The 26,198-nt window shown below is 73.7% G+C and carries 22 protein-coding genes, 1 tRNA gene and 1 pseudogene; 10 read left to right on the forward strand and 14 right to left on the reverse strand.

The window, feature by feature from the left end; all coding sequences use genetic code 11:
- Positions 1-117: 117 nt before the first annotated feature.
- The 4 genes from ACWCP2_RS30130 to ACWCP2_RS30145 all read right to left on the reverse strand — a co-directional run bounded on the left by ACWCP2_RS30130 (position 118) and on the right by ACWCP2_RS30145 (position 4,721).
- On the reverse strand, positions 118-1,809 hold the full coding sequence (locus ACWCP2_RS30130) for a DEAD/DEAH box helicase (protein ID WP_450911716.1): 1,692 nt from the start codon (positions 1,807-1,809) through the stop codon (positions 118-120).
- A 104-nt stretch (positions 1,810-1,913) separates the two neighbouring features.
- On the reverse strand, positions 1,914-2,117 hold the full coding sequence (locus ACWCP2_RS30135) for a cold-shock protein (protein ID WP_112447913.1): 204 nt from the start codon (positions 2,115-2,117) through the stop codon (positions 1,914-1,916).
- A gap of 127 nt (positions 2,118-2,244) precedes the next feature.
- Positions 2,245-3,450 (reverse strand): sensor histidine kinase, encoded by a 1,206-nt coding sequence (locus ACWCP2_RS30140; RefSeq protein ID WP_450911717.1) that lies wholly within the window; start codon positions 3,448-3,450, stop codon positions 2,245-2,247.
- Between the two features lie 176 nt (positions 3,451-3,626).
- A complete protein-coding gene (locus ACWCP2_RS30145; RefSeq protein WP_450911718.1) occupies positions 3,627-4,721 on the reverse strand; it encodes a peptidoglycan DD-metalloendopeptidase family protein in 1,095 nt (364 codons plus the stop codon).
- A gap of 229 nt (positions 4,722-4,950) precedes the next feature.
- Here ACWCP2_RS30145 and ACWCP2_RS30150 point away from each other — a divergent pair, with 229 nt between their 5' ends.
- Entirely contained in the window at positions 4,951-5,604 is a 654-nt protein-coding gene (locus ACWCP2_RS30150; protein ID WP_450911719.1) for a response regulator transcription factor, read from the forward strand.
- A gap of 67 nt (positions 5,605-5,671) precedes the next feature.
- Positions 5,672-6,493 carry a class I SAM-dependent methyltransferase gene (locus tag ACWCP2_RS30155; RefSeq protein ID WP_450911720.1) on the forward strand — a complete coding sequence of 274 codons (822 nt, stop codon included), beginning with the start codon at positions 5,672-5,674 and terminating at the stop codon, positions 6,491-6,493.
- 27 nt (positions 6,494-6,520) lie between these two features.
- Here ACWCP2_RS30155 and ACWCP2_RS30160 read toward each other — a convergent pair whose 3' ends face one another.
- From ACWCP2_RS30160 to ACWCP2_RS30170, 3 genes are read right to left on the reverse strand one after another with little or no spacing between them, the layout of a single operon-like run.
- Positions 6,521-7,504 (reverse strand): acyl-CoA dehydrogenase family protein, encoded by a 984-nt coding sequence (locus ACWCP2_RS30160; RefSeq protein WP_450911721.1) that lies wholly within the window; start codon positions 7,502-7,504, stop codon positions 6,521-6,523.
- Positions 7,504-8,649, reverse strand: a complete 1,146-nt coding sequence (locus ACWCP2_RS30165) for an acyl-CoA dehydrogenase family protein (RefSeq protein WP_450911722.1) — start codon at positions 8,647-8,649, stop codon at positions 7,504-7,506. Before ACWCP2_RS30165 ends, ACWCP2_RS30160 begins: the two co-directional genes overlap by 1 nt.
- Complete coding sequence (locus ACWCP2_RS30170; protein ID WP_450911723.1) at positions 8,649-9,518, reverse strand: enoyl-CoA hydratase; 870 nt, start codon at positions 9,516-9,518, stop codon at positions 8,649-8,651. The genes ACWCP2_RS30165 and ACWCP2_RS30170 overlap by 1 nt, the downstream gene beginning before the upstream one ends.
- Before the next feature lie 46 nt (positions 9,519-9,564).
- On the opposite strand from ACWCP2_RS30170, the gene ACWCP2_RS30175 reads away from it, so the two are divergent.
- Genes ACWCP2_RS30175 through ACWCP2_RS30190 form a run of 4 tightly spaced genes read left to right on the forward strand, consistent with a single transcriptional unit; the run spans position 9,565 to position 13,353 of the window.
- Positions 9,565-10,713: an acyl-CoA dehydrogenase family protein gene (locus tag ACWCP2_RS30175; protein WP_450911724.1), complete on the forward strand. Its 1,149-nt coding sequence runs from the start codon at positions 9,565-9,567 to the stop codon at positions 10,711-10,713.
- Entirely contained in the window at positions 10,710-11,504 is a 795-nt protein-coding gene (locus ACWCP2_RS30180) for an SDR family oxidoreductase (protein WP_450911725.1), read from the forward strand. The genes ACWCP2_RS30175 and ACWCP2_RS30180 overlap by 4 nt, the downstream gene beginning before the upstream one ends.
- 40 nt (positions 11,505-11,544) lie before the next feature.
- Complete coding sequence (locus tag ACWCP2_RS30185; RefSeq protein WP_450911726.1) at positions 11,545-12,180, forward strand: TetR/AcrR family transcriptional regulator; 636 nt, start codon at positions 11,545-11,547, stop codon at positions 12,178-12,180.
- A gap of 15 nt (positions 12,181-12,195) precedes the next feature.
- Positions 12,196-13,353 carry an acetyl-CoA C-acetyltransferase gene (locus ACWCP2_RS30190; protein ID WP_450911727.1) on the forward strand — a complete coding sequence of 386 codons (1,158 nt, stop codon included), beginning with the start codon at positions 12,196-12,198 and terminating at the stop codon, positions 13,351-13,353.
- Here ACWCP2_RS30190 and ACWCP2_RS30195 read toward each other — a convergent pair.
- The 3 genes from ACWCP2_RS30195 to ACWCP2_RS30205 form a co-directional block, all read right to left on the reverse strand.
- Positions 13,337-17,035 carry a transglutaminase domain-containing protein gene (locus ACWCP2_RS30195; RefSeq protein WP_450911728.1) on the reverse strand — a complete coding sequence of 1,233 codons (3,699 nt, stop codon included), beginning with the start codon at positions 17,033-17,035 and terminating at the stop codon, positions 13,337-13,339. The two genes, ACWCP2_RS30190 and ACWCP2_RS30195, sit on opposite strands and share 17 nt — an antisense overlap.
- A complete protein-coding gene (locus tag ACWCP2_RS30200) occupies positions 17,032-18,525 on the reverse strand; it encodes an esterase/lipase family protein (RefSeq protein ID WP_450911729.1) in 1,494 nt (497 codons plus the stop codon). The genes ACWCP2_RS30195 and ACWCP2_RS30200 overlap by 4 nt, the downstream gene beginning before the upstream one ends.
- Positions 18,526-18,719: 194 nt before the next feature.
- A complete protein-coding gene (locus ACWCP2_RS30205; RefSeq protein WP_450911730.1) occupies positions 18,720-19,046 on the reverse strand; it encodes a hypothetical protein in 327 nt (108 codons plus the stop codon).
- A gap of 67 nt (positions 19,047-19,113) precedes the next feature.
- Here ACWCP2_RS30205 and ACWCP2_RS30210 point away from each other — a divergent pair.
- A tRNA-Asp gene (locus ACWCP2_RS30210) sits at positions 19,114-19,188 on the forward strand.
- A gap of 11 nt (positions 19,189-19,199) precedes the next feature.
- On the opposite strand, the gene ACWCP2_RS30215 is transcribed toward ACWCP2_RS30210, so the two are convergent.
- From ACWCP2_RS30215 to ACWCP2_RS30225, 3 genes are read right to left on the reverse strand one after another with little or no spacing between them, the layout of a single operon-like run.
- On the reverse strand, positions 19,200-20,102 hold the full coding sequence (locus tag ACWCP2_RS30215; RefSeq protein ID WP_450911731.1) for an alpha/beta hydrolase: 903 nt from the start codon (positions 20,100-20,102) through the stop codon (positions 19,200-19,202).
- Positions 20,099-20,842: an SDR family NAD(P)-dependent oxidoreductase gene (locus ACWCP2_RS30220; RefSeq protein ID WP_450911732.1), complete on the reverse strand. Its 744-nt coding sequence runs from the start codon at positions 20,840-20,842 to the stop codon at positions 20,099-20,101. Before ACWCP2_RS30220 ends, ACWCP2_RS30215 begins: the two co-directional genes overlap by 4 nt.
- A 3-nt stretch (positions 20,843-20,845) precedes the next feature.
- Positions 20,846-21,976, reverse strand: a complete 1,131-nt coding sequence (locus ACWCP2_RS30225) for an LLM class flavin-dependent oxidoreductase (protein ID WP_450911733.1) — start codon at positions 21,974-21,976, stop codon at positions 20,846-20,848.
- Between the two features lie 127 nt (positions 21,977-22,103).
- On the opposite strand from ACWCP2_RS30225, the gene ACWCP2_RS30230 reads away from it, so the two are divergent.
- Positions 22,104-22,757 (forward strand): PadR family transcriptional regulator, encoded by a 654-nt coding sequence (locus ACWCP2_RS30230; protein WP_450911767.1) that lies wholly within the window; start codon positions 22,104-22,106, stop codon positions 22,755-22,757.
- Between the two features lie 47 nt (positions 22,758-22,804).
- Here ACWCP2_RS30230 and ACWCP2_RS30235 read toward each other — a convergent pair.
- Positions 22,805-23,218: pseudogene (locus ACWCP2_RS30235) on the reverse strand (flavin reductase family protein); the annotation flags it as partial.
- A gap of 97 nt (positions 23,219-23,315) precedes the next feature.
- On the opposite strand from ACWCP2_RS30235, the gene ACWCP2_RS30240 reads away from it, so the two are divergent.
- Both ACWCP2_RS30240 and ACWCP2_RS30245 read left to right on the forward strand, forming a co-directional pair.
- Positions 23,316-25,034, forward strand: coding sequence for an AMP-binding protein (locus tag ACWCP2_RS30240; protein ID WP_450911734.1), 1,719 nt, complete (start codon positions 23,316-23,318; stop codon positions 25,032-25,034).
- Positions 25,031-26,173 (forward strand): acyl-CoA dehydrogenase family protein, encoded by a 1,143-nt coding sequence (locus tag ACWCP2_RS30245; protein ID WP_450911735.1) that lies wholly within the window; start codon positions 25,031-25,033, stop codon positions 26,171-26,173. The genes ACWCP2_RS30240 and ACWCP2_RS30245 overlap by 4 nt, the downstream gene beginning before the upstream one ends.
- The last annotated feature ends 25 nt before the right edge of the window (positions 26,174-26,198 follow it).

Below are 26,198 nucleotides of genomic sequence, written 5' to 3' on the forward strand. Positions count from 1 at the left end.
AGCAGAGGTCGTAGGTGTGCCGGGCCCCCTCGGCCGGGTCGAAGCCGTTCCAGGTGAATTCCCAGAGCGCCGCCGGGACGGAGTTCGGGGCAGTGGTTTCGTACGTGGTGCTCCGGATCAGGCGGAGCGGCGGCGGCCCTGGCCGGCGCCACCCACGCGGCTGCGGGCCGAAGCGGCGGCCGCGCCACCGGCGGGGGCCCCGCCGGTCCGCCGGCCGCGCTCGCCGGAACCGCCCGTGGAGCCGCCCTGTCCGCCCTGGCCGCGGCGGGCCTGGCCGGAGCCGGAGGCCGGAGCCTGCCCGGCGGCGCCGCCACCGGTGCGACGGCCGCGGCCGCCCCCGACGGCCGGAGCCGCACCCGTGCCGGCGCCCGTACGCGGTCCGCCCGAGCGGCGGCGCGCGCCGGAGCCCGAGCCCCCGCCTGCCTGGCCGGTGGAACGCTGACGCGGCGGGGTGGCCTGCGGCACCTCCATGACGACCGGGATGCCCGAGGGCTCCTTGGCGCCGGTGATGCGGGCGAGCTCCTCGTCGGAGGACTTGATCTGCGCGGTGCGCGGGGAGATCCCGGCGTCCGACATCAGACGGGTCATGTCTCGCTTCTGGTCCGGCAGGACCAGGGTGACGACGCTGCCGGACTCGCCGGCGCGGGCGGTACGGCCGCCGCGGTGCAGGTAGTCCTTGTGGTCGGTCGGCGGGTCCACGTTGACGACGAGGTCGAGGTCGTCGATGTGGATGCCGCGGGCGGCCACGTTGGTGGCGACCAGCGCGGTGACCTCGCCGGTCTTGAACCAGTCGAGGGTCCGGTTGCGCTGCGGCTGCGAGCGGCCGCCGTGCAGACCGGAGGCGCGGACGCCGTCGGCGAGGAGCTTCTTGACCATGCGGTCGACTCCGCGCTTGGTGTCGACGAACATGATCACCCGGCCGTCGCGAGCGGCTATGCGCGTGGCCACGGCCTTCTTGTCGGTCTCGTCCATGACGTACAGGACGTGGTGCTCCATCGTGCTGACCGCACCGGCGGACGGGTCGACGGAGAAGGCGACCGGGTCGGTGAGGAACATCTTGACGAGTTTGTCGATGTTCTTGTCGAGGGTCGCCGAGAACAGCATGGTCTGGCCGTCGGGCTGGACCTGCTTGAGCAGGGCGGTGACCTGCGGCATGAAGCCCATGTCGGTCATCTGGTCGGCCTCGTCGAGGACGGTGATGGAGACCTGGGAGAGGTCGGCGTCACCGCGGTCGATGAGGTCCTTCAGGCGGCCGGGGGTGGCGACGAGCACCTCGGCGCCGCGGCGCAGGGCGCCGGACTGCCGGTTGATCGACATGCCGCCGACGACGGTGGTGATCCGCAGGTTGACGGCCGTGGCGTACGGGGCCATGGCGTCGGTGACCTGCTGCGCGAGCTCGCGGGTCGGTACGAGGACCAGCGCGAGCGGCTGCTTCGGCTGCGCGCGGCGGCCGGCGGTGCGGGCCAGCAGGGCCAGGCCGAAGGCCAGCGTCTTGCCGGAGCCGGTACGGCCGCGGCCGAGCAGGTCACGGCCGACCAGCGAGTTCGGGATGGTCGCGGCCTGGATCGGGAACGGCTGGGTGACGCCCTGGGCGGCGAGGGTCTTCAGCAGCGCCTCGGGCATGTCCATGTCCTCGAACGCGTCCACCGGCGGCAGGGCCGGGGTCAGCGGTTCGGGCATGGTGAATTCTTGGGGCCTGGCCACGGGGGCGGACTTCTGCCGTCCCGCGCCAGCCTTCGGACGTCCCTGGGCCGCACCTCGACCCCGGGTGGGGCGGCGGCTGGGTCGTGCGGAGCTGGAGCTGGTCATGCGAGAAAGCCCTCCTGAAACCGGCAGGTAAAACAATTGGTTCGAAACAGCAGACAAGCCGGGGCCCGCACCTACTCGGTGCGGACCCCGGCGTGCTGACTGCCTTAGGCGGGGAGGATGTTCTCCGCCTGGGGGCCCTTCTGGCCCTGGGTGACGTCGAAGGACACGCGCTGGCCCTCGTTGAGCTCACGGAAGCCCTGGGTGGCGATGTTCGAGTAGTGGGCGAAGACGTCCGGGCCGCCACCGTCCTGCTCGATGAAGCCGAAGCCCTTTTCCGAGTTGAACCACTTCACGGTGCCAAGTGCCATTTTTGAATCTCCTGAATAGGCGGCAAAGGGCCCCATCCGGAGATTCCGGCAAAACAATAAAAGCGCCTGTCGGAGCATTCCCGTCAGGCGCACATAAAGTTCATGGGTACCACAACTGCAACGAGCTCTAAGCTAGCACACGTCGGTCGGGGAGTGTCGCCGAGAGCATGTGACCTCCGTCCTGGGTGGATCCGGCGCGCAGCTTCCCGCCGACCTCCGTGAGGGCGCGCCGCAGCCCCGGAATGCCCATGCCGCCGGAGTCCAGGACGATCCGTTCCCCCTCCGGGGCGGTGTTGACCACGTCGAGGCGGACCTCCCCGTCCTCGGCGTACAGATTCATCCGGACGGCGGAGCCGGGGGCGTACTTCGCCGCGTTGGTGAGGCCCTCGCGGGCTATGCGCAGCAGCAGGCGCCCGTCGGCCGCCGGGAAGGGGCCCAGGCCGGGCTGGGTGTGGTGGGTGATCTCCATGCCGGTGGCGCGCATGTTCCGGGCCAGGGAGCCGAGGAAGCGGCCCACGTCCACGGGGGTGGTGTACGCGCGGCTGCCCGCGGGGTCGGTCAGCATGTCCAGCACCTCCCTGACCTCGGCCATCGCGGCGCGCGCCGACTCCTCCACGGCTCCAGCGGCCTCCCGGACCCGGGGGTCGGCCTCCGCGTCCAGGCGCAGGGCGGCGGCCTGCATCGTGAGGGCGGTGAGGCGGTGGCCGAGTCCGTCGTGGGTGCGCTGGGCCAAACGGGTGCGTTCCTGGACGACGGCCAGGTCGGCCGCCTGGTCCACGGCGGCGTGGGCCTGGCGGGCCCGCTCGCGCAGCGCGGCCATGACGTGCCGGTTGCGGCGCACGGTCTCCCCGTAGAGGGCGGGCACGAGGATGGAGCCGAGGACGAAGGAGGCGGGGTCGCGCCCCGCGTACCCGAGCGGCAGGATCACGTCGCGGGTGGCGGCGTAGACGACGGCCATCAGCAGGATCCCGCCCCAGCGGTGGGTGCGGCCGTACGCGGCCAGGGCGTAGCCGGCGAAGACGAGGGGGCCGCGGTCGTCGGAGACGAGGGTGGCCGCGGTGGCCGCGAGGGCCGGGATCCAGGGGTGGGAGCGGCGCCAGAGCAGGGAGAGCGCGGCGAGCCAGCCGACGGCCAGGCTCGTGGGGTAGTCGGTGACGAAGCCGAAGCGGTGGACGTCGTGGAGGTTGAGGGTGGTGAGCAGTCCGCAGACCAGGGCGAGCCAGATGTCGGTGCGGCGGGCGCGCACGGGGTCGGGTGCCCCGCCGCTCTCCCCCGTCAGGGTGCGCAGACCCCGTTCCAGCAGCTGTCCGGCGCGACCGGGCACGGCCTGCATGACTCCACTCCCCCCATCGGCGCACAGAAGTGCGCAGAACATGCCAAAACGTCCCCCCAGGTTGCCCTTCTTCCGCCGAAGGGGCATCCCGGGGGGACGTGTTCTGGGGGCACCGGGCGAACCGGCCCGTGGTGAACCGGCCCGTGACGGAACCGGCCCGCGGTGAGCCGGGTCGCTTACAGGGAGACGCCGTGGCCGTTCAGCCAGGTGACCGGGTTGACGTCGGCGCCGTAGCTGTTGCTGGAGCGGACCTCGAAGTGGAGGTGCGGGCCGGTGGAGTTGCCGGTGTTGCCGGAGCGGCCGATCCGCTCGCCGGCGGAGACGCGCTCGCCCGCGGAGGCGGTCGCCGAGGAGAGGTGGGCGGAGAGGGTGTAGCGGCCGTCGTCGTGCTTGATGACCACGGCGTTGCCGTACGCACCCTGCCAGCCGGAGGAGACGACGGTGCCGGCGGCGGCGGCCCGGACCGGGGTGCCGGTGGACACCGCGAAGTCGATGCCGGTGTGGTAGCCGGCGGCCCAGCCGCCCGCCTGGTGGTAGCGCGCGGAGACGCTGCCGCCGGAGACGGGCAGTACGCCCTCGGCGCCGCTGGAGCCGCTCCGGGAGGAGCCGGAGGACTCCGAGGAGCCCGACGGGCCGGAGGGCTTCGGCGCGGCCTGGGCGGCGCCGCCCGAGCTGGAGCCGTACGCGAGGCGCTGGCCCGGGAAGATCACGTCCGGGTCGGACCCGATCACCGAGCGGTTCGCGGAGTAGAGGCTCTGCCAGCTGACGCCCAGTTCGGAGCCGATGGTGCCGAGGGTGTCTCCGGCGGCGACGGTGTAGGTGTGCGCGCCCCGGCTCTTCGGGGCGGCCGGGGCCGCGTCGGCCTTCTGGTGCGCGGTCGGGGTGCCGGCGCCCCGGGCGGGGGCCTCGGGGGCCGGGCCGCCGCGCTGGAGGCCGGCGAGCTTGCCGCAGGAGGGCCAGGCGCCGGGGCCCTGGGTCGCCAGGACCTTCTCGGCGACGGCGATCTGCTGCGCCTTGGTGGCCTGGTTGGCCTGGGGGGCGTACTGCCGGCCGCCGAACTCCGCCCACGTGCCGGAGGAGAACTGCAGCCCGCCGTAGTAGCCGTTGCCGGTGTCGATGCTCCAGTCGTTGGTGGACTCGCACCGGGCGACCTTGTCCCACGTGCCGACCGACGCGGCGGACGCGGGCTGTGCCACGAGACCCACGGCGGCGGGTGCGGCGATACCGGCGACAACGAGACCGGCGAGGGTACGGGCAGACGGGAAAGACATGCGGAGTTCCTGACTTCGGGGACGTGTACGGAGGCCGGTGCGCCGGGTGAAGCGCCGGTGCGTTCGGCCTCGGTCACCACCGTCCGGGAGAACGGGGGGTCCCCGAAGTCGCCGAAAGAGGACAAGCAGGACACCAAAAGGGGACGGGGGAGGGAGGGTTGGCGGGCCTTAAGTCCCTCTATGCCGGTAATGTCCGCAATCACACGGGGATTCAGGGGAGGTGGGTCACATGACGATCCGCGTGATGGTGGTCGACGACCAGAGCCTCATACGGTCGGGCCTGGTGACCCTGCTCGCGAGCGCGCCCGGCATCGAGGTGGTCGCGGAGGCCGGCGACGGGGCCGAGGCCGTGCCGCTGGCCCGCACCTACCGGCCGGACGTGGTGCTGATGGACCTGGTCATGCCGAAGGTCGACGGCATGGAGGCCACCGTGCAGCTACTGCGGCTGCCGGACCCGCCGCGCGTGCTCGTCCTCACCGGCTACACGGCGGACGACCTGGTCCTGGACGCGCTGCGGGCCGGAGCGGCCGGGTTCCTGCTGAAGGACCTGCGCCCCGAGGAGCTCTTCGCGGCCGTCCGCACGGTCGCGGCGGGCGGCAGCGCCCTGGCGCCCGGGGTGATGCGGGTGCTGCTGGAACGGGCGGACACCCGTACCGGGGCGCCCGATCACACGGAGCAGCTCTCCACGCTGTCCCCCGGCGAGCGGGACGTCCTCGCGCTGGTCGGCGAGGGCCGGACGAACCTTCAGATAGCGCAGGCGCTGCACCTGTCCCCCGCGAGCGTGAAGACGTACGTCTCGCGGATCCTGACGCAGCTCGACCTCTCGAACCGGACCCAGGCCGCGATCCTCGCCCACGAGGCGGGGCTGGTCCGCGCCGCGTAGCCGCGTCTTCCCGGCGGGCGGCCACGGGGTCTGGCCCGGACGGGCGGCAGCGAAAAGAATGGACAGCATGACGACTACTCGGACGACTCGGACGTCTCGGACGTCTCCCCGCTCCCGGGCCCGGTCCTTCGACAGTGCCGCCGCCCTCTACGGGCGGCACCGGCCCGGCTATCCCGAGACCCTGTACGACGCGGTCGAGGAGCTGGCCGGGCGCCGCTTCGCCGGGGCCCGGGTCGCCGACGTGGGCGCGGGCACCGGGATCGGGACGGCGCCGATGCGCGCCCGGGGGGCCGAGGTGGTGGCGGTGGAGCCCGGGGACGGGATGGCGGCGGAGTTCCGGCGCACCCGGCCGGGGATCCAGGTCGTGCGCGGGGACGGGAACCGGCTTCCGCTGGCCGGGGCCGCCTTCGACTTCCTGACGTACGCCCAGGCCTGGCACTGGACGGATCCGGCGCACTCCGTGCCCGAGGCCCGCCGGGTGCTGAGGCCCGGCGGGGCGCTGGCGATCTGGTGGAACGACCTGGACGAGTCGGCCGGCTGGGTCGCGGCGCAGGGCGAGCGGATCCGCGCCTTCTTCGGGGCGGACGGCCCGGGCGGCGCGGTCGTGGGCGGGGCCGGCGCGGTCGGCGGGAGCGCCCAGGCCCTGGGTTACCGCACGCTCCCGCGCGGCCTGGACTCCGCTTTCACCACGCGGACCGTCCCGTGGTCCCGGCGGATCCCGCTGGAGGCGCACCTGGCGAACCTGGCCAGCCACTCGGCGTTCCTGCTGCTGGGCGAGGCGGGGACCCGGGAGTTCCTGGACGCCGAGCGGGAGCGGCTGAGCCCGCTCTTCCCGGAGGGAACGGTGGAGGAGCCCTACGTGGTGAGCGTCGGCGTGGCCGTCGTCTGAGACGGCCCGGTGCGCGGTGGCGGCCTCCTACCGCAGCCGTTCCCGGAGCACCGCCGCCCGGCACTGCGCGGGGCTTCCCCAGGCGTCGCGCAGCGGGCGGGCCTTGCGCAGCCACAGGGAGAGGTCGAGTTCCTCGGTGTAGCCGACGGCGCCGTGCAGCTGGAGCGCGGTCATGGCGGCCGCGTACGCCGCTTCGCCCGCGGTCAGCTTGGACGCCGCGACCTCCCCGGGGTTCAGGGAGAGCGCGGCCGCCCAGAGCAGGGGCCGGGCGAACTCCAGGCCGAGCAGGGTGTCGGCGAGGCGGTGCTTGACCGCCTGGAAGCCGCCGATCGGCACGGCGAACTGGGTGCGCTGCTTCGCGTACTCCACCGTGCGCGCGAGGAGGGCCTCGCCGGTGCCGAGGCACTGGGCGGCGGTGAGCAGCCGGGCCCAGTCGGCGGCGTCGCGGGCCGCCGCGGTGACGGCCGGGCCGGCGGCGAGGAGCTCGCCTCCGGCGTCGGGGAGGGCCAGGCGGCGGGCGGGGTCGGTGGAGGTGCGCAGCGGGCCGGCGCCCGTGGCCAGCCGGAGTTCCCCGGCCCCGGACACCGTGAAGAGGTGGGTGGCGGCGTCGGCGTCCAGGGCGTACGGGCCCCCGCCGGGCAGGGTGAGGGTGGCCGGGGTCTCCCCCGCCGCCAGAGCGGGGAGGAACCGCTTGCCCAGCGCTTCGTCGCCGAGGCGGGTCAGGAGGACGGCCGCGGCGGCCGTCTCCACCACCGGGCCGGGGACCCCGGCCCGGCCCAGCTCCACGAAACCGGCCGCCATCTCCAGCGGCATCAGGCCCATGCCCTCGTGGGCTTCGTCGGCCGCGAGGGCGAACAGTCCGGTGGCGGCGATCCGGGCCCACAGGGCCCGGCCCGGTGCGTGGTCGCCGGCGCCCCAGGCCCGTACCGCCGCGGGGACGTCCGAGGCGGCGAGCAGGCCGCGCAGGGTGCGGGCGAAGTCCGACTGTTCCTCGGTCGGCAGGAAGCGCATCAGCGGCGGCCCTTCGGGAGGCCGAGCAGCCGCTCGGCGATGATGTCGCGCTGGATCTCGTTGGTCCCCGCGTAGATGGGGCCGGCGAGGGAGAAGATCCACGGCTCGGCCCATTCCCCGTCGGCGAGTTCCGCGTCGGGGCCGAGCAGGTCGAGGGCGCTCTCGTGGAGGGCGATGTCGTACTGGGACCAGAACACCTTGTTCAGGCTGGACTCGGCGCCGATCGTCTCCCCGGCGGCGAACCGGGAGGCGTTGGCCCAGGTGAACAGCTGGTAGGCGCGGGCTCCGACGACCGCGTCGGCGACCCGGTCGCGCAGGGCGGTGTCGGCAGGGTCCCCGTGGCTGCGCCAGAGCTCGACGAGGCGGTCGGCGGCGGCGAGGAAGCGGCCGGGGGCGCGCAGGGTGAGTCCGCGTTCGTTGCCGGTGGTGGACATGGCGATCCGCCAGCCCTGTCCGGGCTCGCCGATGACGTCGGCGTCGGGGACGAAGACCTCGTCGAGGAAGAGCTCCGCGAAGGCGGGCTTTCCGTCGAGGCGGCCGATGGGCCGCACCGCGACCCCGGGGGCGTGCAGGTCGAACATCAGGTAGGTGAGTCCCTGGTGGGCTTTGGGGGCTTCGGGGTCGGTGCGGAAGATGCCGAAGGCGCGGTCGGCGAAGGCGGCCCGCGAGGACCAGGTCTTCTGTCCGGTCAGCAGCCAGCCGCCTTCGGTGCGCACGGCGCGGGACTTCAGGGAAGCGAGGTCGGAGCCGGATTCGGGCTCGGACCAGGCCTGGGCCCAGATCGTCTCCCCGCTCGCCATGGAGGGCAGGACGCGGGCGCGCTGTTCTTCGGTGGCGTGGTCGAAGAGGGTGGGGGCGAGCAGGTTGATGCCGTTCTGCGAGACCCGGCCGGGCGCGCCCGCGGCCCAGTACTCCTCCTCGAAGACCAGCCAGTGCTCGATGTCGACGCCGCGGCCTCCGTACTCCTCGGGCCAGGACACCACCGCCCAGCGGGCGGAGTGCAGGAGCGCCTCCCATTCCCGGTGGGCGGCGAAGCCCTCGCGGGTCTCCAGCGAGGGCAGGGGGGCGGCGGGCACGTGGGCGGCGAGCCAGTCGCGCGCCTCGGCCCGGAAGGCCTCCACGTCCGCCGCATGGTTCAGGTTCATCAGCTGTTCGCCTCCTTCAGGGCGGCTTCCTTCATCGCGGACAGGTTCATGCCGCCGAGCGAGTCCGCCGCGGTCTCGGCGTTGTGGGCGTGCGCGAGGTGGTGCAGGCCGAAGACGGAGTCCATGCCGGTGTGCAGGCCCTGGAGGTCTTCGGCCTGGTTGACGGCCCGCTTGGTGAGGGCGAGTCCGAAGGAGGGCATCTCGGCGATCCGCAGGGCGAGCCGGTCGGTGGCTTCGGCCAGTTCGGCGCGCTCGACGACCCGGTTGACCATGCCGATCTCGTACGCGCGGCGGGCGGGCATCCGGTCGCCGGTGTAGAGGAACTCCTTGGCGATGCGCGGGGGCATGGCCCACGGGTGGGCGAAGTACTCGACGCCGGGGATGCCCATGCGGACGACGGGGTCGGCGAAGAAGGCGTCCTCGCTGGCCACGATCAGGTCGCAGACCCAGGCGAGCATCAGTCCGCCGGCCACGCACGCGCCGTGGACGGAGGCGATGACGGGTTTGGGCAGTTCGCGCCAGCGCCGGCACATGCCGAGGTAGACCTCGGATTCGCGGGCGAAGCGGGATTCGGCGCCGGAGCGCTGGGAGTGGTCCCACCACAGGCCGGCCCGGCGTTCGAAGGGCAGGTGCGCGTCGCGTCCGGGGGTGCCGATGTCGTGGCCGGCGGAGAAGTGCTCGCCGGCCCCGGCCAGGACGAGGACCTTGACCGCGGGATCGTCGGCGGCCCGGTAGAAGGCGTCGTCGAGGGCGTAGGTCATCGCGCTGTTCTGGGCGTTGCGGTACCGGGGGCGGTTCATGGTCACGTACGCGACCGGGCCGCGGCGCTCGTAGAGCACGGGGGTGTCGTCGGGCGTCTCTTCGGGCATCCCTGAATCCTTCCCTAACAAGTGTTTGGTAGGTTAACGTACGGCCATGAGCAGCGTCGAGGAGTTCCGCACCGAGGTTCGGAGTTGGCTACGGACCCACCTCACCGGCGAGTTCGCCGCCCTCAAGGGCCGCGGCGGACCCGGCCGGGAGCACGAGGCCTTCGCCGAACGCCTCGCGTGGGAACGGCACATGGCGGCGCACGGCTGGACCTGCGTGGGCTGGCCCCCCGAGTACGGCGGCCGCGGCGCGAGCACCGCGCAGCAGATCGCCTTCCACGAGGAGTACGCGCTGGCCGACGCGCCCGCGCGCGTGAACCACATAGGGGAGCAGCTCCTCGGCCCCACCCTCATCGCCCACGGCACCGAGGAGCAGCGGCGGCGCTTCCTGCCGCCCATCCGGGCCGTGGAGGAGCTGTGGTGCCAGGGCTACAGCGAGCCCGACGCCGGCTCGGACCTGGCGAACATCCGCACCCGGGCCGCCCTGGCGGACGGCGCGTGGGTGGTGGACGGCCAGAAGATCTGGACCTCCCTGGCCCACGAGGCGCAGTGGTGCTTCGTCGTCGCCCGCACCGAGCCGGGCTCCCGCCGGCACGCCGGGCTCTCCTACCTCCTGGTCCCGATGGACCAGCCCGGGGTGGAGGTGCGGCCCATCGTGCAGCTCACCGGGACCTCCGAGTTCAACGAGGTCTTCTTCGACGGGGCCCGCGCCGACGCCGCCCACGTCGTCGGCGCGCCCGGCGAGGGCTGGGCCGTCGCCATGGCCACCCTCGGCTTCGAGCGCGGCGTCTCCACCCTGGGCCAGCAGGTCGGCTTCCGCCGCGAACTCGAAGACCTGGCCGCGCTGGCGAAGCGCAACGGCGCGATCGCCGATCCGCTGGTCCGCGACCGGCTCGTCCGGGCCTGGACCGGCCTGGAGACCATGCGCGCCTCCGCGCTGCGGCCCGGGGTCGCCCCGTCCACGGCCAAGCTGTACTGGGCCCGCTGGCACCGTGACCTCGGCGAACTCGCCATGGACGTCCGCGGAGCCGCCTCGCTCCTCGCGGCGGGGACGCACGGGGATCCGTACGACCTCGACGACTGGCAGCGGCTCTTCCTCTTCTCCCGCTCCGACACCATCTACGCGGGCTCCGACGAGATCCAGCGCACCATCGTCGCCGAGCGCATCCTCGGCCTTCCCAAGGAGGTACGGGCATGAACGCGCTCGGCAACGCACCCGAGTACGTGGCCGGACACGGACTGCTGACCGGCCGGACCGCCGTGATCACCGCGGCCGCCGGAGCCGGCATCGGCGGGGCCACCGCCCGCCGCTTCCTGGAGGAGGGCGCCCGCGTCCTCATCGGCGACGCGCACGCCCGGCGCCTCAAGGAGAGCGAGGAGGCACTGGCCGCGGAGTTCGGCGCGGACCGGGTCGCCTCCCTGCCCTGCGACGTCACCGACGAGGAGCAGGTGGCCGCCTTCTTCGCGCTCGCCGAACGGCTCCACGGCCGCCTCGACCTCGTCGTCAACAACGCCGGGCTCGGCGGCACCGCGAACCTCGTCGACATGACCGACGACCAGTGGTCCCGCGTCCTCGACGTCACCCTGAACGGCACCTTCCGCTGCACCCGCGCCGCGATGCGCTCCATGAAGGCCTCCGCGGCGGGCGGGGTGATCGTCAACAACGCCTCCGTCATCGGCTGGCGCGCCCAGACCGGACAGGCCCACTACGCCGCCGCCAAGGCCGGGGTGATGGCGCTGACCCGCTGCGCGGCGCTGGAGGCGGCGGAGTTCGGCGTACGGATCAACGCGGTCGCACCGAGCCTGGCCATGCACCCGCACCTGGTGAAGGTCACCAGCGAGGAGCTGCTCACCGAACTCACCGCCCGCGAGGCCTTCGGCCGCTACGCCGAACCCTGGGAGGTGGCCAACGTCATCGTGTTCCTGGCCAGCGGCTACTCGTCGTACATGACGGGCGAGACCGTGTCGGTCAGCAGTCAGCACGCGTAGGCCGGCGCATGGCCGGCGGGCGGGGGACCAGAATGGACGCGTGCCAACGAACAAGCCGATCGCACCGACGGCCAAGAAGAAGCCCCAGGTGACGGCGTCGCCCGAACGCCGCCGCGAACTCCTCGACACCGCCGCCGAGGTCTTCGCCGCGCAGGGCTACAACGCCACCACCGTCCGCAAGATCGCCGACGCCGCCGGCATGCTCGCCGGCAGCCTCTACTACCACTTCGATTCCAAGGAATCGATGCTCGACGAGATCCTCTCCGCCTTCCTGACCGAGCTGTGGGAGGGGTACGACACCGTCCTCGCCGCCGGTCTCGGACCCAGGGAGACCATCGAGGCCCTCGTCACCGAATCGTTCCGGGAGATCGACCGGCATCGCGCCGCGGTCGCCATCTACCAGAAGGAGTCCCGGACCCTGTCGGTCCAGCCCCGCTTCCACTACCTCTCCGACTCGCAGGTCAAGTTCGAGAAGGCGTGGCTGGGGACGCTGGAGCGCGGGGTCGCGGACGGGGTCTTCCGCACCGACCTGGACATCCGCCTCACCTACCGCTTCGTGCGCGACACGGTGTGGGTGGCGGCGTCCTGGTACCGGCCGGGCGGCCAGCACAGCCCCGAGGAGATCGCCCGCCAGTACCTGTCGATGGTCCTGGACGGCATCGCCACACGCACGTAACCCTGAGGAGTTCTGATGCCCGAGGCCTACATAGTCGAAGCGGTACGCACCCCCGTGGGGCGGCGCAAGGGGGGCCTGTCCGGGGTCCACCCGGCCGACCTGGGGGCGCACGTCCTCAAGGCCCTCGTCGAACGGTCCGGGATCGACCCGTCGGCCGTGGAGGACGTGGTCTTCGGCTGCCTCGACACGGTCGGACCGCAGGCCGGCGACATCGCCCGGACCGCCTGGCTGGCGGCGGGACTCCCCGAGGAGGTCCCCGGCGTCACCATCGACCGCCAGTGCGGATCCTCGCAGCAGGCCGTGCACTTCGCGGCGCAGGGCGTCATGTCCGGCACCCAGGACCTGGTGGTCGCGGGCGGCACCCAGAACATGTCGATGATCCCGATCGCCTTCGCCTCGCGGCAGGCCGCGGAGCCGCTCGGCTTCACCGAGGGCCCGTACCTGGGCTCCGAGGGGTGGCGGGCCCGGTACGGGGACTCCCCCGTCAACCAGTTCCACGGCGCCCAGCTGATCGCCGAGAAGTGGGGCATCTCCCGCCTCGACATGGAGGAGTTCGCCCTGCGCTCCCACCAGCGGGCGCTGCGCGCGATCGACGAGGGCCGCTTCGAGCGGGAGATCGTGCCGTACGGGCCGGTGTCGGTCGACGAGGGCCCGCGCCGCGACACGACGCTGGAGAAGATGGCGGGGCTGAAGCCCGTCCTGGAGGGCGGCACCATCACGGCGGCGGTCTCCTCCCAGGTCTCGGACGGCGCGGCGGCAATGCTGCTGGCCTCGGAGCGGGCGGTACGGGAACACGGGCTGCGCCCGCGGGCCCGCATCCACCACCTGTCGGTGCGCGGCGAGGACCCGATCCGCATGCTGTCGGCGCCGATCCCGGCGACGGCGTACGCCCTGAAGAAGACGGGCATGTCCCTGTCCGACATCGACCTGGTCGAGATCAACGAGGCCTTCGCCCCGGTGGCGCTGGCCTGGCTCAAGGAGACGGGCGCGGACCCGGCGCGGGTCAACGTCAACGGCGGCGCGATCGCCCTGGGACACCCCCTGGGCGCGACGGGCGTCAAGCTGATGACGACCCTGCTCCACGAACTGGAGCGCACGGGAGGCCGCTTCGGCCTCCAGACCATGTGCGAGGGCGGCGGCCAGGCCAACGTCACGATCATCGAGCGTCTCTGACCTCCGGCTGAGCGGGCTCCTGCCCCGGCACGGTGCCGGGGTGGGACTCCGCCGTCCAGGCCAGGAAGCGCGGGAGCCTGGCGAGCAGGATGTCGTCCATCACGTGGTCGAGCAGCTCGACGTGGGTGAGGCCGGAGAGCCCGGTCAGCGCCCCGACCGCCCCCGAGTCCGGGAACCGCAGCAGCGCCAGCGCGAGCCAGCCCGGTGGCACCGACTCGACCGGGTAGATCTGCGTCATGCGGTGCAGCACCCCGAGGCCGGCGGAGGTGGCCGGGGACATCGCGGCGCCTTCGGGCCAGGCCAGCCCGAAGGCCGCGGCGCGCGCCGCGGCCTCCTGCGGCGGGGCGCCGCCGCCGGTGTCCTGGGCGAATGCGAGCCGCGTGGCACGCGGGTCCCCGGTGTACAGCCACAGACGGTCCCAGTCGCCGAAGGCCGCGTCCTGCTCGGCGAGCAGCGCGAGGACGGCTCCGGTCTGCACGATCCCGCCACCGCGGGCCGCCGCTTCGAGCGTGCGGCGCACCGTATCGCCCAGGTGGACCGCGGCGGCCGGCCGGCCGTAGGGGGACGCGGGGTGTGTGGAGGGTGCGGCATTGCGCCAGGCGACGCCGCGTGCGTCGAGCTTCTTGCGCGCGTCCTCCCGGACCACCTGCCGGCGCAGACCCGGGCGGACGTCCTGCGCGCGGCTCAGCAGGAGGCGCAGCACCTCCTCCTCGGCGCCCGGGGTCCCGACTGCTTCCTGCGCCTCCCAGAACTCCACCTCCCGTACCGCCGCGGTCGCGGCTTTGAGCGGACCCAGCACCTTCCAGCCGAAGGTGTTGGAGGCTTCCCGGTGGTGGAGCCCGGCGAGTCCCCGCAGGGCCCCCTCGTCGCCCTCGGCGATCGCCGTGTACCACCATGCGGCGGCTCGTCTGTAGAGCTTCAGCCACCGGTGGTAGCGCAGGAACCGGCCACCGGCGACGCGTACGGACTGGCGCTCGGCGAGCAGGGCCAGCTCCCGGCGGGCATCCGGTTCGTACAGGGCCAGGGGCCGGAGCAAGGCCACGGCTTCGCGGTACGCCCCGGCCTCCTCGCGCTGCCGGGCCGATTCGATCAGTGCGGCCAGGGGCGGGGCCTTCCGGCCGGGGGCGGTCAGGTGCCGCTGCAGCAGACGGTGGCGGAAGGCGTAGGCGCTGCCGTTGCGCCGCAGGACCCCCCGGCGGTGAGCGTCCTCCAGGAAGCCCAGGGGATCGCGCGGCATCCGCCCGCGCAGGCTCAGCTCCAGCCCCGTGGCCCACAGGCGGGACCACGCGAAGGACCAGAACAGCAGCAGGAGCGCGGTGGCAGCGGCGATGGCGGCGGAGACGGCGATCCCCCACCAGGCGAGCCCCCCGGCCCGGGACCGGGCCTCGGCGAGCGTCAGCCCGTCCGCCTCCGGGAAGACGCCCATGGCATCGGTGTGCAGGTACACGACGAGAACAGCCGCCACGGCGGCGGCCGCGACGACCGGCGCCTGGATCAGGAAGGCGCGTTTGTCGAGGGCGAGTTCCTCCGCGGGGGACGCCGCGACCCTGACCTGTCCCGGGGCCTCGCGGGACGCGACCAGCCAGCTCAGCACCACTCCGGTCAGGCCGAAGGCGATCGCATACGTCAGGACCGGTGAGGAGGTGACGACGACGTACTGGTATCCGTTCATCCACCAGGAGGTCGTCTGCTGCGCGCCGCCCCCCTGCGCCTCGAACCTCATGAAGCCCATCGAATAGTTCCCGAGGGCGGGAGAGATCAGCAGGACCTGCGTCAGGACCGCCGCGGTGGTGGCCAGCAGGCCGAGGAGGAGGGGCCGGGTCCGCAGCCGGGGCGCGAGCCGGATCGGCCGGCCCGCCTCGACGAGCTTCGTCGTGGCCATGAGCTGCCACCAGAACAGCTGGGTCGCCTCCATCCGGTCCAGTTGGCGGGCCAGGAAGGTGAGCCAGCGCTGGGCATCGTCCGCCGGATAGGGCCTCAACCGCAGGGTCCGCGTCCGCTGCCCGAGGGGCTCGGGCCGCGTCTCGTAGACGGTGGGCAGGTAGCGTTCGAACAAGCGGTCCCGCACGTCCTGTTCCGTGGCCAGCGCCGACCGGTCGCACAGCTCGTCGGGTCGGGCGCGGCCCTCGGCGTACACGGTGCGGGCGAGGTCGATCATCAGCGGGGTGCCGAGCGCGGACGCGAGGGGTCCGCCGGGATCCGCGGCGATCTCCTGTTCGACGGCGTCCCAGCGGGCGCTGCCGCTGCCCGAGGCACTGCGGAGGAAGGCCATCGAGGAAGCCGGTGTCACCGGAGTCATCCGGACGGCCCGGACGTCCTGGCGGCCGGCGAACTCCCAGGGGATCAAGTCTTCGGCGGACTCGGTGGTGCAGACGAGGACGAAGGCCCGGTCGGCCGCCCCGAGCGTGCGGGCCAGTTCCCGGCGGGCGTCGGGCCACAGCGGCTGCGGGAGTTCGTCGAGTCCGTCCAGGAGCGGCAGGATCCGGCGCTGTTCGACCAGCTCGCGGACCAGGGACCCGCCCGGCAGGGGCCGCTGCCCGCGCAGGCGCCTCCCCCACCGGCCGTTCCGCAGCCCGCTTCCCGAGGCGTAGTTGAGTGCGAGCTGGCGGCCGATGAAGGTGTCCAGGTGGTCGTGCCGGGGGTTCCACGTGGACATGTTGACGAGGACGGGAACCGGTCCGTCGGTCCGGCGGACGTCGAGCAGGCGCAGTGCCAGTTCGCGCGCGGCCGTGCTCTTGCCGCTGCCGGACGCGCCGGTGAGGACCAGCCGGGGCAGCGGTGAGCGGATCACCTCGTCGAGGAGGACGGGCAACGGGCGCCCGGGCCCCTCGGTGGCACCCGGCGCCTGGTGCGGATCCGGCTCGTGGACCCGCATCACGAGCGGCTGGTGCAGGGACCGCTTCCCGGTGTCTTCGGCGAGGTCGGTCTTGATCAGGCCGATGAGGAGGGCCGTTTCGTGTTCGCGGCCGAAGCGGGCCCGGCGCACCGAGGTATAGGGCTCCTGCTGGTCCGTGGCGCTCCACAGGGCGTCCACGTCCACACCGAAGCCCCAGCGCATCCCGCCGTCGGCGAGGTGGCGCCGGCCCTGCTCGCAGGCCCGGTCGAAGGGCACGGCCAGTCCCGGTTCGGGGGACGAGGAGGACTGCGGGACGCTGACGCCGACCGGGTCCACCACGAGCAGGGGGTACGGCGAGCGGGAGTCCGTGCCGATCAGTCCGAGCAGCCCGGGCGGCGGCTCCGGCCACACCCCCTCGGCGGCGGAGCGGGGGTCGGCGGTGGCGTCGAACGGCCAGGGCTCGTCGGTGTCGACGTGGACGCAGAGCAGCGCATGGGACGCGGCGCCGGGCCCGGCCGCGTCCGCCACCACGATCATGGTCGTCAGGCCCGCGTGCCGGGCCGCGGCGGCCATCACCACGGCCAGGTCGATGCAGGTCCCCTTCTTCGGGGAGCTCAGGACCTCGTACGGTTCCGCGATCCGCTGGCGGCCCGAGCGGTCACTGGGCTCCGGCAGGGAGTACTTCACACCGACCCGGGCCATGGCCTCGTACACCGCGCGCAGCCGGTCGACGGGGCTGGCCTGCGAGGGTCCGGGCACCTGCAGGAGTGCGGCCACCTCGGTGGGCAGGACGTACTGGGCGAGGGTCGCGGGTGCGCTGCGCTGCCAGCGCGGCCACTGGTTCATTCGACCACGGCCAGGACGTCGTTGACGGACAGGTCCCCCGCGCCCGGCACGGCGCGGGCCCGGATGCGGACCCCGTAATAGTCCGGAGTGTCCGGCGTCCAGTCGTGGACGTACGCTCCGGCGCCGGGATCCCAGGTCAGGGGCACGGGCTCGGTGGGGGCCACCGGTTCGCCCGGTTCCGGTTCCGGCCCGATCCAGAGCCACGCGGCGGGCAGCAGGTCCGGCTCGTCAGCGACTCGCTCCCGGGCACGGTCGGGCAGGCGTACGGTCACGCGCAGGGTGGTGCCGACGGGGTGCGCGTCGGGCAGGTCCAGCCCGAGGGCGTCGGGGCGCTCGGTGCCGTGGACCGCCTCCGTGGACCCGTACCGTTCGTACGCCTCCACCAGGTCCGTGATGAACTGCGCCGCCCCCATGGGCCCGTGGCGCTGGGGCACGCGCAAACCCTCGGGGCTGTGGCCCGAGAGTTCCAGCGGCAGCGCGGAGACGGCGGGCACGGTCTGGTCCCCGCGGTCCTCCTCCCAGCCGGGGGCCGGCAGCCAGTAGGGGTGGACGTCGTCGACCTTGAGCTCGGAGCCGTCCCAGACGGCTCCGGAGGCGGTGGCGTGGCCGAACCCGATCCTGGCCACGACCTCGGGACGGGGGTTTTCGCCCTCGGCTCCGAGCTGGGCCCAGCCGGTCTCGATGTCCTGGTGCATGTCCCAGGCCGCCTTCGCCAGGCCGAGACCCGGTACGGGGGCCTGCGGCGGTCCCGGCGCGAGGGGGGCGAGGTTCGCCAGTTCGTACGGGTACAGGGGGCGGCCGGCGGTGGTGTCGAGGATCATCGGGTAGCGGGGCAGCAGGTCCGCCACGCCCTGCCAGCCGCGGAGCACCTCCGTGGTGGCGTCGAAGTCCAGGCGCTTGTACCGTGCGCCGTTCACCAGGACGTCCAGCGCCTTGGGCGCGCCGCGGTGCGGGGTGCCGAGCGTGATCAGGGCCCGGCAGTCGGGGGCTCCGCCGAGCGGGCCGAGCCAGTGGCGGGCCACCAGGCCGCCCATGGAGTGCCCGACCACGATGACCCGGCCGGCCCGCTCGGACGCGCTCAGCCCGTGGAGCCGGGCGTCGATCTCGTCGCGCAGGCGCAGGGCCGCGTGGGCGACGCCCCGGCGGAAGTCGTACGGGAACAGCAGCACGTTGGCGCCCGGTAACCGGGGCCGGTCCGGGCGGCAGACGTCCGGCACGGCGCCGGGCAGCGCCGCCAGCCTCGCGGCCACCTTCTCGTAGCCGGGCAGGATGGACAGCCCGGGCAGCAGCGTGGTGGAGCGGACCAGCCCGGTCGGGACGAGGTCGGGCGCCTCCTCGATGCTGAGCCGGTCCGGATTGTGGAGCGTGCTCAGGATGTTGGGGATCCGGGCCTTCCACACGGTTTCCGGGGGCCGCGCCCCGCGCGGGCGGGCCGCGAGCACGCTGCCGCCGATGCCCGGAAGGAACACGAGAAGGTGCCGACGTGCCACGGTGCCTCACAGAGTCGTTGGCGGGACGACTGCCGCTCTCGGACGGCGGACGGGCCGGACACGCGCGACACCATGGGCCGGTCGACTCCGGCCGGAATCACGGACATTGCCCCATCCCCCCAGGAAGAGCCGGTCGTACGGCCAACTGTAGGACGGCGCGCGGCCCGACGTCCCGGAATCCGCGGCGCCGGGCCTCAGGCGGACCGGCGCCGTGAGAGCCGGGTCAGGGAGACCGTCTGGGCCAGGGCCAGGGCTCCGGTCAGCACCTGCCACAGGAGCGGGTCGGGGGTGTCCAGGGCGCGGGCCGCGGACAGGGCGATCGCCACCGCGCCGAGTGCGAGCGCGGTCCGGTGGACGAAGCCGGCCTCGGTGCCGTGGGGCAGTCCCGACACGAGGGCGACCAGGCCGAGCAGGACCGGCAGCCAGTGCGGCTGGGCGCCGCGCAGCAGCAGGGCGGCGGCCAACTCCGCCGCCAGGGCGAGGGAGTTGCGCGTCAGCGCCCCGCGGACCGATATCGACATGCGCACATCATGCCGGGGATACTCGCGTGCGCGTCCGGCGGGACACCCCCTAGGATCCGGGGCAAGGGCTGGGTCGTAGCACAGAGGTAGTGCGCCTACACATCATGGAGGAGGACGCCGGTTCGAATCCGGCCGCCCAGCCCCCCTCACCTCCTACCGCGCGGCCGTCGCCGCCACCCACGCTCCCGCCGCCCCGATCGCCGCGGCCGCGGCGGGCAGGGGCAGGCCGAGGAAGCCGTGGAAGACCCCGGGGACCAGGTGGATCCCGCAGTCGACTCCCGCTCCGCCCAGCCGGCGCCCGTAGGCCAGGCCCTCGTCCCGCAGGACGTCGCAGTCGGCCAGCACCAGCAGCGTGCGCGGCAGTCCCGCGAGGTCGGGGGCCCGCAGCGGGGAGACGTGGGGGTGGTCCGGGTCGCCGCCGTACTGGTCCCAGTACCAGGCCATGTGCGCGGCCGTGTGGAAGTACCCCTCGGCGAACTCGGCCACGGAGGGATGGTCCATCGAGGCGTCCAGCGCCGGGTAGACCAGCAGTTGTCCGGCGACCAGTCCGGGGGCCCGCAGGGCCGTCACGGCCGCGAGGTTGCCCCCGCTGGAGTCCCCGGCGACGACCGTCCGCGCGGGGTCGCAGCCCAGTACGGCCGCCCGCGCCCGGGCCCACAGCAGCACCGTCAGCGCGTCGTCGGGCGCCGCCGGCCAGGGGTGTTCGGGCGCGAGCCGGTAGTCCGCGGAGACCACCACCGCGCCCGAGGCCACGGCCAGGGCCCGGCAGAGCGCGTCATGGGTGTCCAGGCCGCACATCACCCAGCCCCCGCCGTGGAAGAACACCAGCAGGGGGCGACCGGCGCCGCCCGGCGCCGGGTCGTAGATCCGCACCGGGACGCCGTCCGCGTCCGCGTCCCGTACGGAGGCCACCTCCGGGCCGCCGCCCGGGGAGCCGGAGGCCGCCGCCCGCAGGGCCGCCGGGTCCCCCGGCCCGGGGAAGGCGGCCGCCATCGCGTCGCAGAACCGGCGGGCCGTCGGGGACAGCCGGTCGGCGCCGCTCATCGGGCCGCTCATCGGGCCGTCATCCCGCCGTCGACGGTGAACTCCGCGCCCGTGATGTACGAGGACCCGTCCGAGCAGAGGAAGAGGACCAGCTCCGCGACCTCCTCGGGCTGCCCGATCCGCCCGAGCGGCAGGTGCGACCAGTCCCGTCCCGCGACGGCCCCGCTGACCATCGGGGTGTCGATGGCCCCAGGATGCACGGAGTTGATCCTGATCCGGTCCCCCGCCAGGTCCAGCGCGGCCGACTTGGTCAGCCCGCGCAGGGCGAACTTGCTGGAGCCGTACGCCGCGTGGCCCGGGATGCCAACCAGCCCGGCGGTGGAGGAGACGTTGACGATGGAGCCGCCGCCGGCGGCGCGCAGCACCGGGGCCACGGCCTGGATGCCGAGGAACGGGCCGAGGAGGTTGACCCGGAGCAGGGCCTCGAAGTCCTCCAGGCCCTGGCGCTCCACGTGGGCCGTGCGCCACAGCGCGGCGTTGTTGACCAGGGCGGAGACCGTGCCGAAGGCGCGTACGGCCTCGCGGACCACCTGCGCCCAGCTGTCGGCGTCGGCCACGTCGTGGCGTACGTAGAGCCCCTGGTCGCCGAGCGAGGCGGCGACCTCGCGGCCCTCCTCCTCGAGGATGTCGGTGACCACGACCCGCGCTCCGGCCCCGGCGCACAGGCGGGCCTCGGCCGCGCCCTGGCCGCGTCCGGCGCCGGTGATGACGACGACCTTGCCGTCGAGGGAGCGGGAGAGGGGGACGGTCACGGGTCAGCCCTCCAGGGCGCGGAAGTGCGGGATGACGACCTCGCCCCACTGGCGGATGGTCTCCATGCAGGCCTCCTGGGGGACGGTGCCCATCTGGATCAGGCACATGACCTCGTCGACGCCGATCTCGCGGAGCTGCTCGACGTAGGCGATGGCCGTCCGGGCGTCGCCGTAGGCATGCTCGGCGTTGTAGGTGCCGGTGTCTATGGGGCGGGCCGGGATGTTCGCCCCGTGGAGCTTGGCGACGAGCTCCTCACGGCCCTTCTCCAGCGCGGCCACGTGCTCCTCGGCGGTCTCGTCCTCGGAGTAGCCGGTCGGTTCGGGGGCGTTGCCGTACCAGTGCGCGATGGATTCGGCGAAGAAGCGCTGGCCGCGGGTGCCCAGGCGCAGGGCGCGTTCGGCGTCGTCGAGGACGATGGTGGGGCAGAGCGCCGAGAGGTGGTCGTTGACCTCGGTGGAGACGAAGCGGTCCCCGCTGCGGGTGGCGATGGCCTCGTCGTAGACCTTGCGCATCGTACGGACGTCGTCGGCGCCGGCGAAGCCCATGACGAGGGCTCCGATGCCCAGTTCGGCGGCGAGCTTGAGGGTGTCGTGCTTGGAGCAGGCCATGAAGAGCGGCGGGTGCGGGTCCTGGACCGGCCGGGGCAGGATCGCGCCGGGGCCGATGTCGATGGAGCCGTGCCACTCGAACTTCTCCTCGCGCCAGGCGGAGGAGAAGATCCGCAGCGCTTCCTCCATCTGCGGGTAGGTGTCCTCGGGGCGGACCCCGTACATGGACATCTCCTGGCGGGTGGCGCCGCGGCCCGCGCCGATGTCCACGCGGCCGCCGGAGAGCACGTCGAGCATGGCGGCGCGTTCGGCCACGCGCACGGGGTGCTGGTAGCCGAAGGGCATGGTGACCACGCCGTGGCCGATGCGGATCCTCTCGGTCCGGGCGGCGACCCAGGTCAGGAAGATCTCCGAGGCGCTCATGTGGGCGTACTGGGTGAGGGCGTGGTGCTCCACGGCCCAGATCCGGTCGAAGCCCATCTCCTCGGCGAACACGGCCTGTTCGACGCAGTCGTGGATGACCTGGCGCTCGCGTTCGGGCGTCGGGTCGACGAGCTGCGCCTCGAAGATCATCGAGAACTTCACGGGGAACCTCCCAGCCGCGCGCTGCGCACGGCACATCGGTGATGTATTTCGAATAGGAATACTTCTAGCAGTCATACGGAGCCGGGGGAAGAGCCGCCACGAAGACCGGCCGCGGACCGGTCGTAGACTGCGCTGCGTGACCAACGAGGCGGCAGAAGAGACGAACGGGCGCACGCTCCCCGCGACGAGCTGGGCGGTGCTCGGGCTGCTCTCCTTCGGGGAGGAGCTCTCCGGTTACGACCTGAAGAAGTGGTCGGACTGGTCGCTGCGCTTCTTCTACTGGAGCCCGTCCTTCAGCCAGATCTACAGCGAGCTCAAGCGGCTGGAGAAGGCCGGCTACGCGTCGTCGCGGATGGTCGCCCAGGAGACCGGCACCCGCGACAAGCGGGTGTACCGGATCACGGACGAGGGCATGACGGCCGTACGGCGCTGGGCGCGCGAGGCGCCCGTCGACCCGCCGGTGCTCAAGCACGGGCCGATGCTGCGACTGTGGCTCGGCCACCTGCTGGAGCCGGAGCAGATGCGCGAAGTCCTCGTACAGCACCAGGAGTTCGCGGAGAAGATGCGGCGGCGCGCGGTGGCCGACGCGGACGGGGCCCGGGAAGAGGCCTCGTGGGCGTACCCGACGCTCACCCTCAAGTGGGCGGAGCGGTACTACGCCTCCGAGCGGGACCTGGCGGCCGCCATGCTCGACGACATCGCGGCACTGGAGAGCGGGCGCGATGCGGTCCCGGCCCCGGCCCCGGCCCCGGCCCCGGGCGAGCCCGGCAAGCGCCCGTAGGTGCGCCGGAAGTAGAGCAGCGGCGCGCCCTCGCGGTGCGCCGTCAGGGCGGTGACGCGGCCCAGCGCAATGGCGTGGTCGCCGCCGTCCAGGACGGCCTCCAGATCGCATTCGACGGTGGCGAGGACCCCGTCCAGCAGGGGCGCCCCGTTGCCGCCGGCCCGCCAGGCGACGCCGGCGAACTTGTCGCCCCCGGTGACGGCGAACCGGCGGCACAGCTCCTGCTGGTCGGCAGCCAGGATGTTGACGGCGAAGGGCCCCGCCGCCTGGATCCGGGGCCAGGTGGAGGACGTGCGCGCCGGGCAGAAGCACACCAGCGGCGGGTCGAGGGACACGGACGAGAAGGACTGCACGGCCATCCCGGCGGGACGGCCGTCGGCTCCGCGTGCCGTGATGACGGCGACTCCGGTGCAGAAGCTGGACAGGACCGACTTCATGTCGGACATGGCTTCCTCCCTCATGAGAAACCTCCCTGATTATTTCTACTAGGTATATGCCTAACCGAAACACCTGTGATTGGATACCGCCCACGCTCGCTCGTCAAGTAGGGAGGGTCCGATGCCACCACCACCCCCGCCTCAGCAACAGCCGCAGCCGCAGGCGCAGCCGCCCGCCACGCTCGCCCGGCTCCCGGAGTACGCCGCCGCCGCGTACGGGGAGCGCGAGGCGCTGGCCGACGGAGAGGTCCGCTGGACCTTCACCCGCCTCGCCACCGAGATCTCCGCATCCGCCCGCGCCGCCATCGCGCACGGCATCCGCCCCGGCGACCGGGTCGCGATCTGGGCCCCCAACAGCCGCCACTGGATCACCGCCGCCCTGGGCGCGGTCGGCGCCGGAGCGGTCCTCGTCCCGGTCAACACCCGCTACAAGCCCGCCGAGGCCGCCGACATCATCCGGCGCAGCGGGGCCCGCGTCCTGCTCACCGAGCGCGGGTTCCTCGGTACCGACTACGTCCGTGACCTGCACGCCTCCGGCGAGGACCTCGGGGCGCTCGCCTCGACGGTGGTCCTGCGCGACGGGAGCGGAGTCCGCGGCGGCGGCGAACCCCGGGACGGGAGCGATCCCCGGGACGACAGCGGCCCCCGGGACGGGAGCGGCCCCGGGGACGGCAGCGGCCCCGGCGGCCCGCCCCCGGTCGTCTCCTGGGAGGCGTACCTGCGCGCCGGCGAGGCCGTCCCCGAGGCCGAACGGGCCGCGCGCGCCGCCGCCGTACGCCCCGGGGACCTCAGCGACATCCTCTACACCTCCGGCACCACCGGCCGTTCCAAGGGGGTCACGACCACCCACGGCCAGACCCTGCGGCTCTACGCCTCCTGGTCCGGCCTCGTCACCCTGCGCCCCGGCGACCGCTACCTGCTGGTCAACCCCTTCTTCCACACCTTCGGCTACAAGGCCGGGGTGCTCGCCTGCCTGCTGCGCGGGGTCACCATGCTCCCCGAGGCGGTCTACGACACCGACCGCATCCTGCACCGCATGGCCGCCGAGCGCGTCACCTGCCTGATGGGCCCGCCGACCGTCTTCCACGGCCTGATCCGCCACCCGGAGCGGGCCGCGCACGATCTGTCCGCGCTGCGCCTGGCCGGCACCGGAGCCGCCTCGGTGCCCACCTCCCTCGTCGAGGAGATCCGCGGCGAACTGGGGGCGCCCGACGTGTTCACCGCGTACGGGCTCACCGAGTCCGGCGGGGTCGTGTCCGTCTGCCCCACCGACGCCGACGCCTGGACCCTCGCCCACACCGTCGGCCTGCCGCTGCCCGGCACCGAGGTACGGATCACCGACCCGCTCGGCGCGGTGCTGCCCGCCGGGGAGCCGGGCGAGGTGCAGGTCCGCGGCTACCACGTCACCCCCGGCTACCTCGACGACCCCGCGAGCACCGCCGAAGCCGTCCTGCCCGGCGGCTGGCTGCGCACCGGGGACATCGGCGTCCTCGACGCACGCGGCTACCTCGCCATCACCGACCGGCTGAAGGACATGTACGTGGTCGGCGGCTTCAACGCCTACCCGGCGGAGGTGGAGAACGTACTGCTGACCCACCCCGCCATCACCGACGCGGCGGTCGTCGGAGCCCCCGACGAACGGCTCGGCGAGGTCGGGGTGGCCTACGTGGTCACCACCGGGCCGGTCACCTCCGAGGAGCTGACCGCCTGGACCCGGGAACGGCTGGCCAACTTCAAGGTGCCGCGGCGGTTCACCCGGCTGGAGGAGCTCCCGCGCAACGCGGGCGGCAAGCTGCTGAAGACGGAGCTGCGCCGCACGGCGCGAGGGGAGTCGGCATGAGGACGCTGGAGCCGACCGCGGAGCAGGAGGAACTCCGGGACGCGGTACGGGCCGTCCTGGCGCGCCATCCCGGACACACGGCCTGGGCTCCGCTGACGGCGCAGATCGGCGCGGCCGCGCTGGCGGTCCCCGAGGAGTACGGCGGGCTCGGCTGCGGCCCGGCCGAAGTCGGGGTGGTCATGGAGGAACTGGGGCGTGCGCTGAGCCCCGTACCGTACCTGGGTTCGGCGGTGCTGACCGTGGCGGCCCTGCTCGCGTCCGGCGACCGCCAGGCCTGCGCGAAGCACCTGCCGGGGTTGGCGGAGGGGACGGCCGTGGGGGCCCTGGCCTGGGCGGAGACCCCGCCGGGGCGACCGGGCGGCGGCTGGGAGGCGCGGGACCTGTCGGCCCGGGCCGAGCCCGCCGGGGCGGACTGGCTGCTCACGGGCACCAAGCAGTACGTCCTGGCGGGCCCCGCGGAACCGTCCCTGCTGCTGGCCTTCGCCCGCAGGGACGGCGCCCCCGGTACGGAACCGGACGGCGGGCTCGGGCGGGGGCCCGGGCGGGGGCTCGGGCGCGGGCTCGGGCTCGGGCTCTTCGAGCTGCTCGCCGCCCCGGCGGACTTCACCGTACGGTCCACGATGGACCGCACCCGGCCCCTCGCGGAGCTCACCCTGGACCGGACCCCGGCCCGGCTGCTCTCGGCCGACGGCGCCGGGATCCTCTCCCGAGTCCGGGACCTGGGCTGCACGGCGCTCGCCGCCGAGCAGGCCGGGGCGGCCGCACGGGCGCTGGAGGTGACGGTGCGGTACGCGAAGGAGCGGGTGCAGTTCGGGCGGCCCATCGGCTCCTTCCAGGCGGTCAAGCACCGGCTGGCCGACCTGCACACCGCGGTGGAGGGCGCCCGCTCCCTCGCCCTCGCGGCGGCCGCCGCGGACGCGGCCCCGGATCTGGCGGCCGCGGCCAAGTCCGCCTGCTCGGAGGCGTACGCGTACGTGGCGGGCGAGATGATCCAGCTGCACGGCGGCATCGGCATCACCTGGGAGCACGAGGCGCACGAGTACTTCAAGCGCGCCCACGGCTCGGCCCTGCTCCTCGGCTCCCCCGCCGCGCACCGTGAACGGCTGGCGGCCCGGCTGGGATTCCTTCCGACCGGGTGAGACGCGGGCGAGCGGGGCCCGGGAA

The sequence above is a fragment of the Streptomyces sp. NPDC002104 genome, assembly GCF_053593795.1.

What these genes read in the sequence shown, in the direction of transcription:
- ACWCP2_RS30130 (WP_450911716.1), bottom strand. Translation starts at nt 1,809, where the DNA reads ATGACCAGCTCCAGCTCCGCACGACCCAGCCGCCGCCCCACCCGGGGT.
- ACWCP2_RS30135 (WP_112447913.1), bottom strand. Translation starts at nt 2,117, where the DNA reads ATGGCACTTGGCACCGTGAAGTGGTTCAACTCGGAAAAGGGCTTCGGC.
- ACWCP2_RS30140 (WP_450911717.1), bottom strand. Translation starts at nt 3,450, where the DNA reads ATGCAGGCCGTGCCCGGTCGCGCCGGACAGCTGCTGGAACGGGGTCTG.
- ACWCP2_RS30145 (WP_450911718.1), bottom strand. Translation starts at nt 4,721, where the DNA reads ATGTCTTTCCCGTCTGCCCGTACCCTCGCCGGTCTCGTTGTCGCCGGT.
- ACWCP2_RS30150 (WP_450911719.1), top strand. Translation starts at nt 4,951, where the DNA reads ATGACGATCCGCGTGATGGTGGTCGACGACCAGAGCCTCATACGGTCG.
- ACWCP2_RS30155 (WP_450911720.1), top strand. Translation starts at nt 5,672, where the DNA reads ATGACGACTACTCGGACGACTCGGACGTCTCGGACGTCTCCCCGCTCC.
- ACWCP2_RS30160 (WP_450911721.1), bottom strand. Translation starts at nt 7,504, where the DNA reads ATGCGCTTCCTGCCGACCGAGGAACAGTCGGACTTCGCCCGCACCCTG.
- ACWCP2_RS30165 (WP_450911722.1), bottom strand. Translation starts at nt 8,649, where the DNA reads ATGAACCTGAACCATGCGGCGGACGTGGAGGCCTTCCGGGCCGAGGCG.
- ACWCP2_RS30170 (WP_450911723.1), bottom strand. Translation starts at nt 9,518, where the DNA reads ATGCCCGAAGAGACGCCCGACGACACCCCCGTGCTCTACGAGCGCCGC.
- ACWCP2_RS30175 (WP_450911724.1), top strand. Translation starts at nt 9,565, where the DNA reads ATGAGCAGCGTCGAGGAGTTCCGCACCGAGGTTCGGAGTTGGCTACGG.
- ACWCP2_RS30180 (WP_450911725.1), top strand. Translation starts at nt 10,710, where the DNA reads ATGAACGCGCTCGGCAACGCACCCGAGTACGTGGCCGGACACGGACTG.
- ACWCP2_RS30190 (WP_450911727.1), top strand. Translation starts at nt 12,196, where the DNA reads ATGCCCGAGGCCTACATAGTCGAAGCGGTACGCACCCCCGTGGGGCGG.
- ACWCP2_RS30195 (WP_450911728.1), bottom strand. Translation starts at nt 17,035, where the DNA reads ATGAACCAGTGGCCGCGCTGGCAGCGCAGCGCACCCGCGACCCTCGCC.
- ACWCP2_RS30205 (WP_450911730.1), bottom strand. Translation starts at nt 19,046, where the DNA reads ATGTCGATATCGGTCCGCGGGGCGCTGACGCGCAACTCCCTCGCCCTG.
- ACWCP2_RS30215 (WP_450911731.1), bottom strand. Translation starts at nt 20,102, where the DNA reads ATGAGCGGCCCGATGAGCGGCGCCGACCGGCTGTCCCCGACGGCCCGC.
- ACWCP2_RS30240 (WP_450911734.1), top strand. Translation starts at nt 23,316, where the DNA reads ATGCCACCACCACCCCCGCCTCAGCAACAGCCGCAGCCGCAGGCGCAG.
- ACWCP2_RS30245 (WP_450911735.1), top strand. Translation starts at nt 25,031, where the DNA reads ATGAGGACGCTGGAGCCGACCGCGGAGCAGGAGGAACTCCGGGACGCG.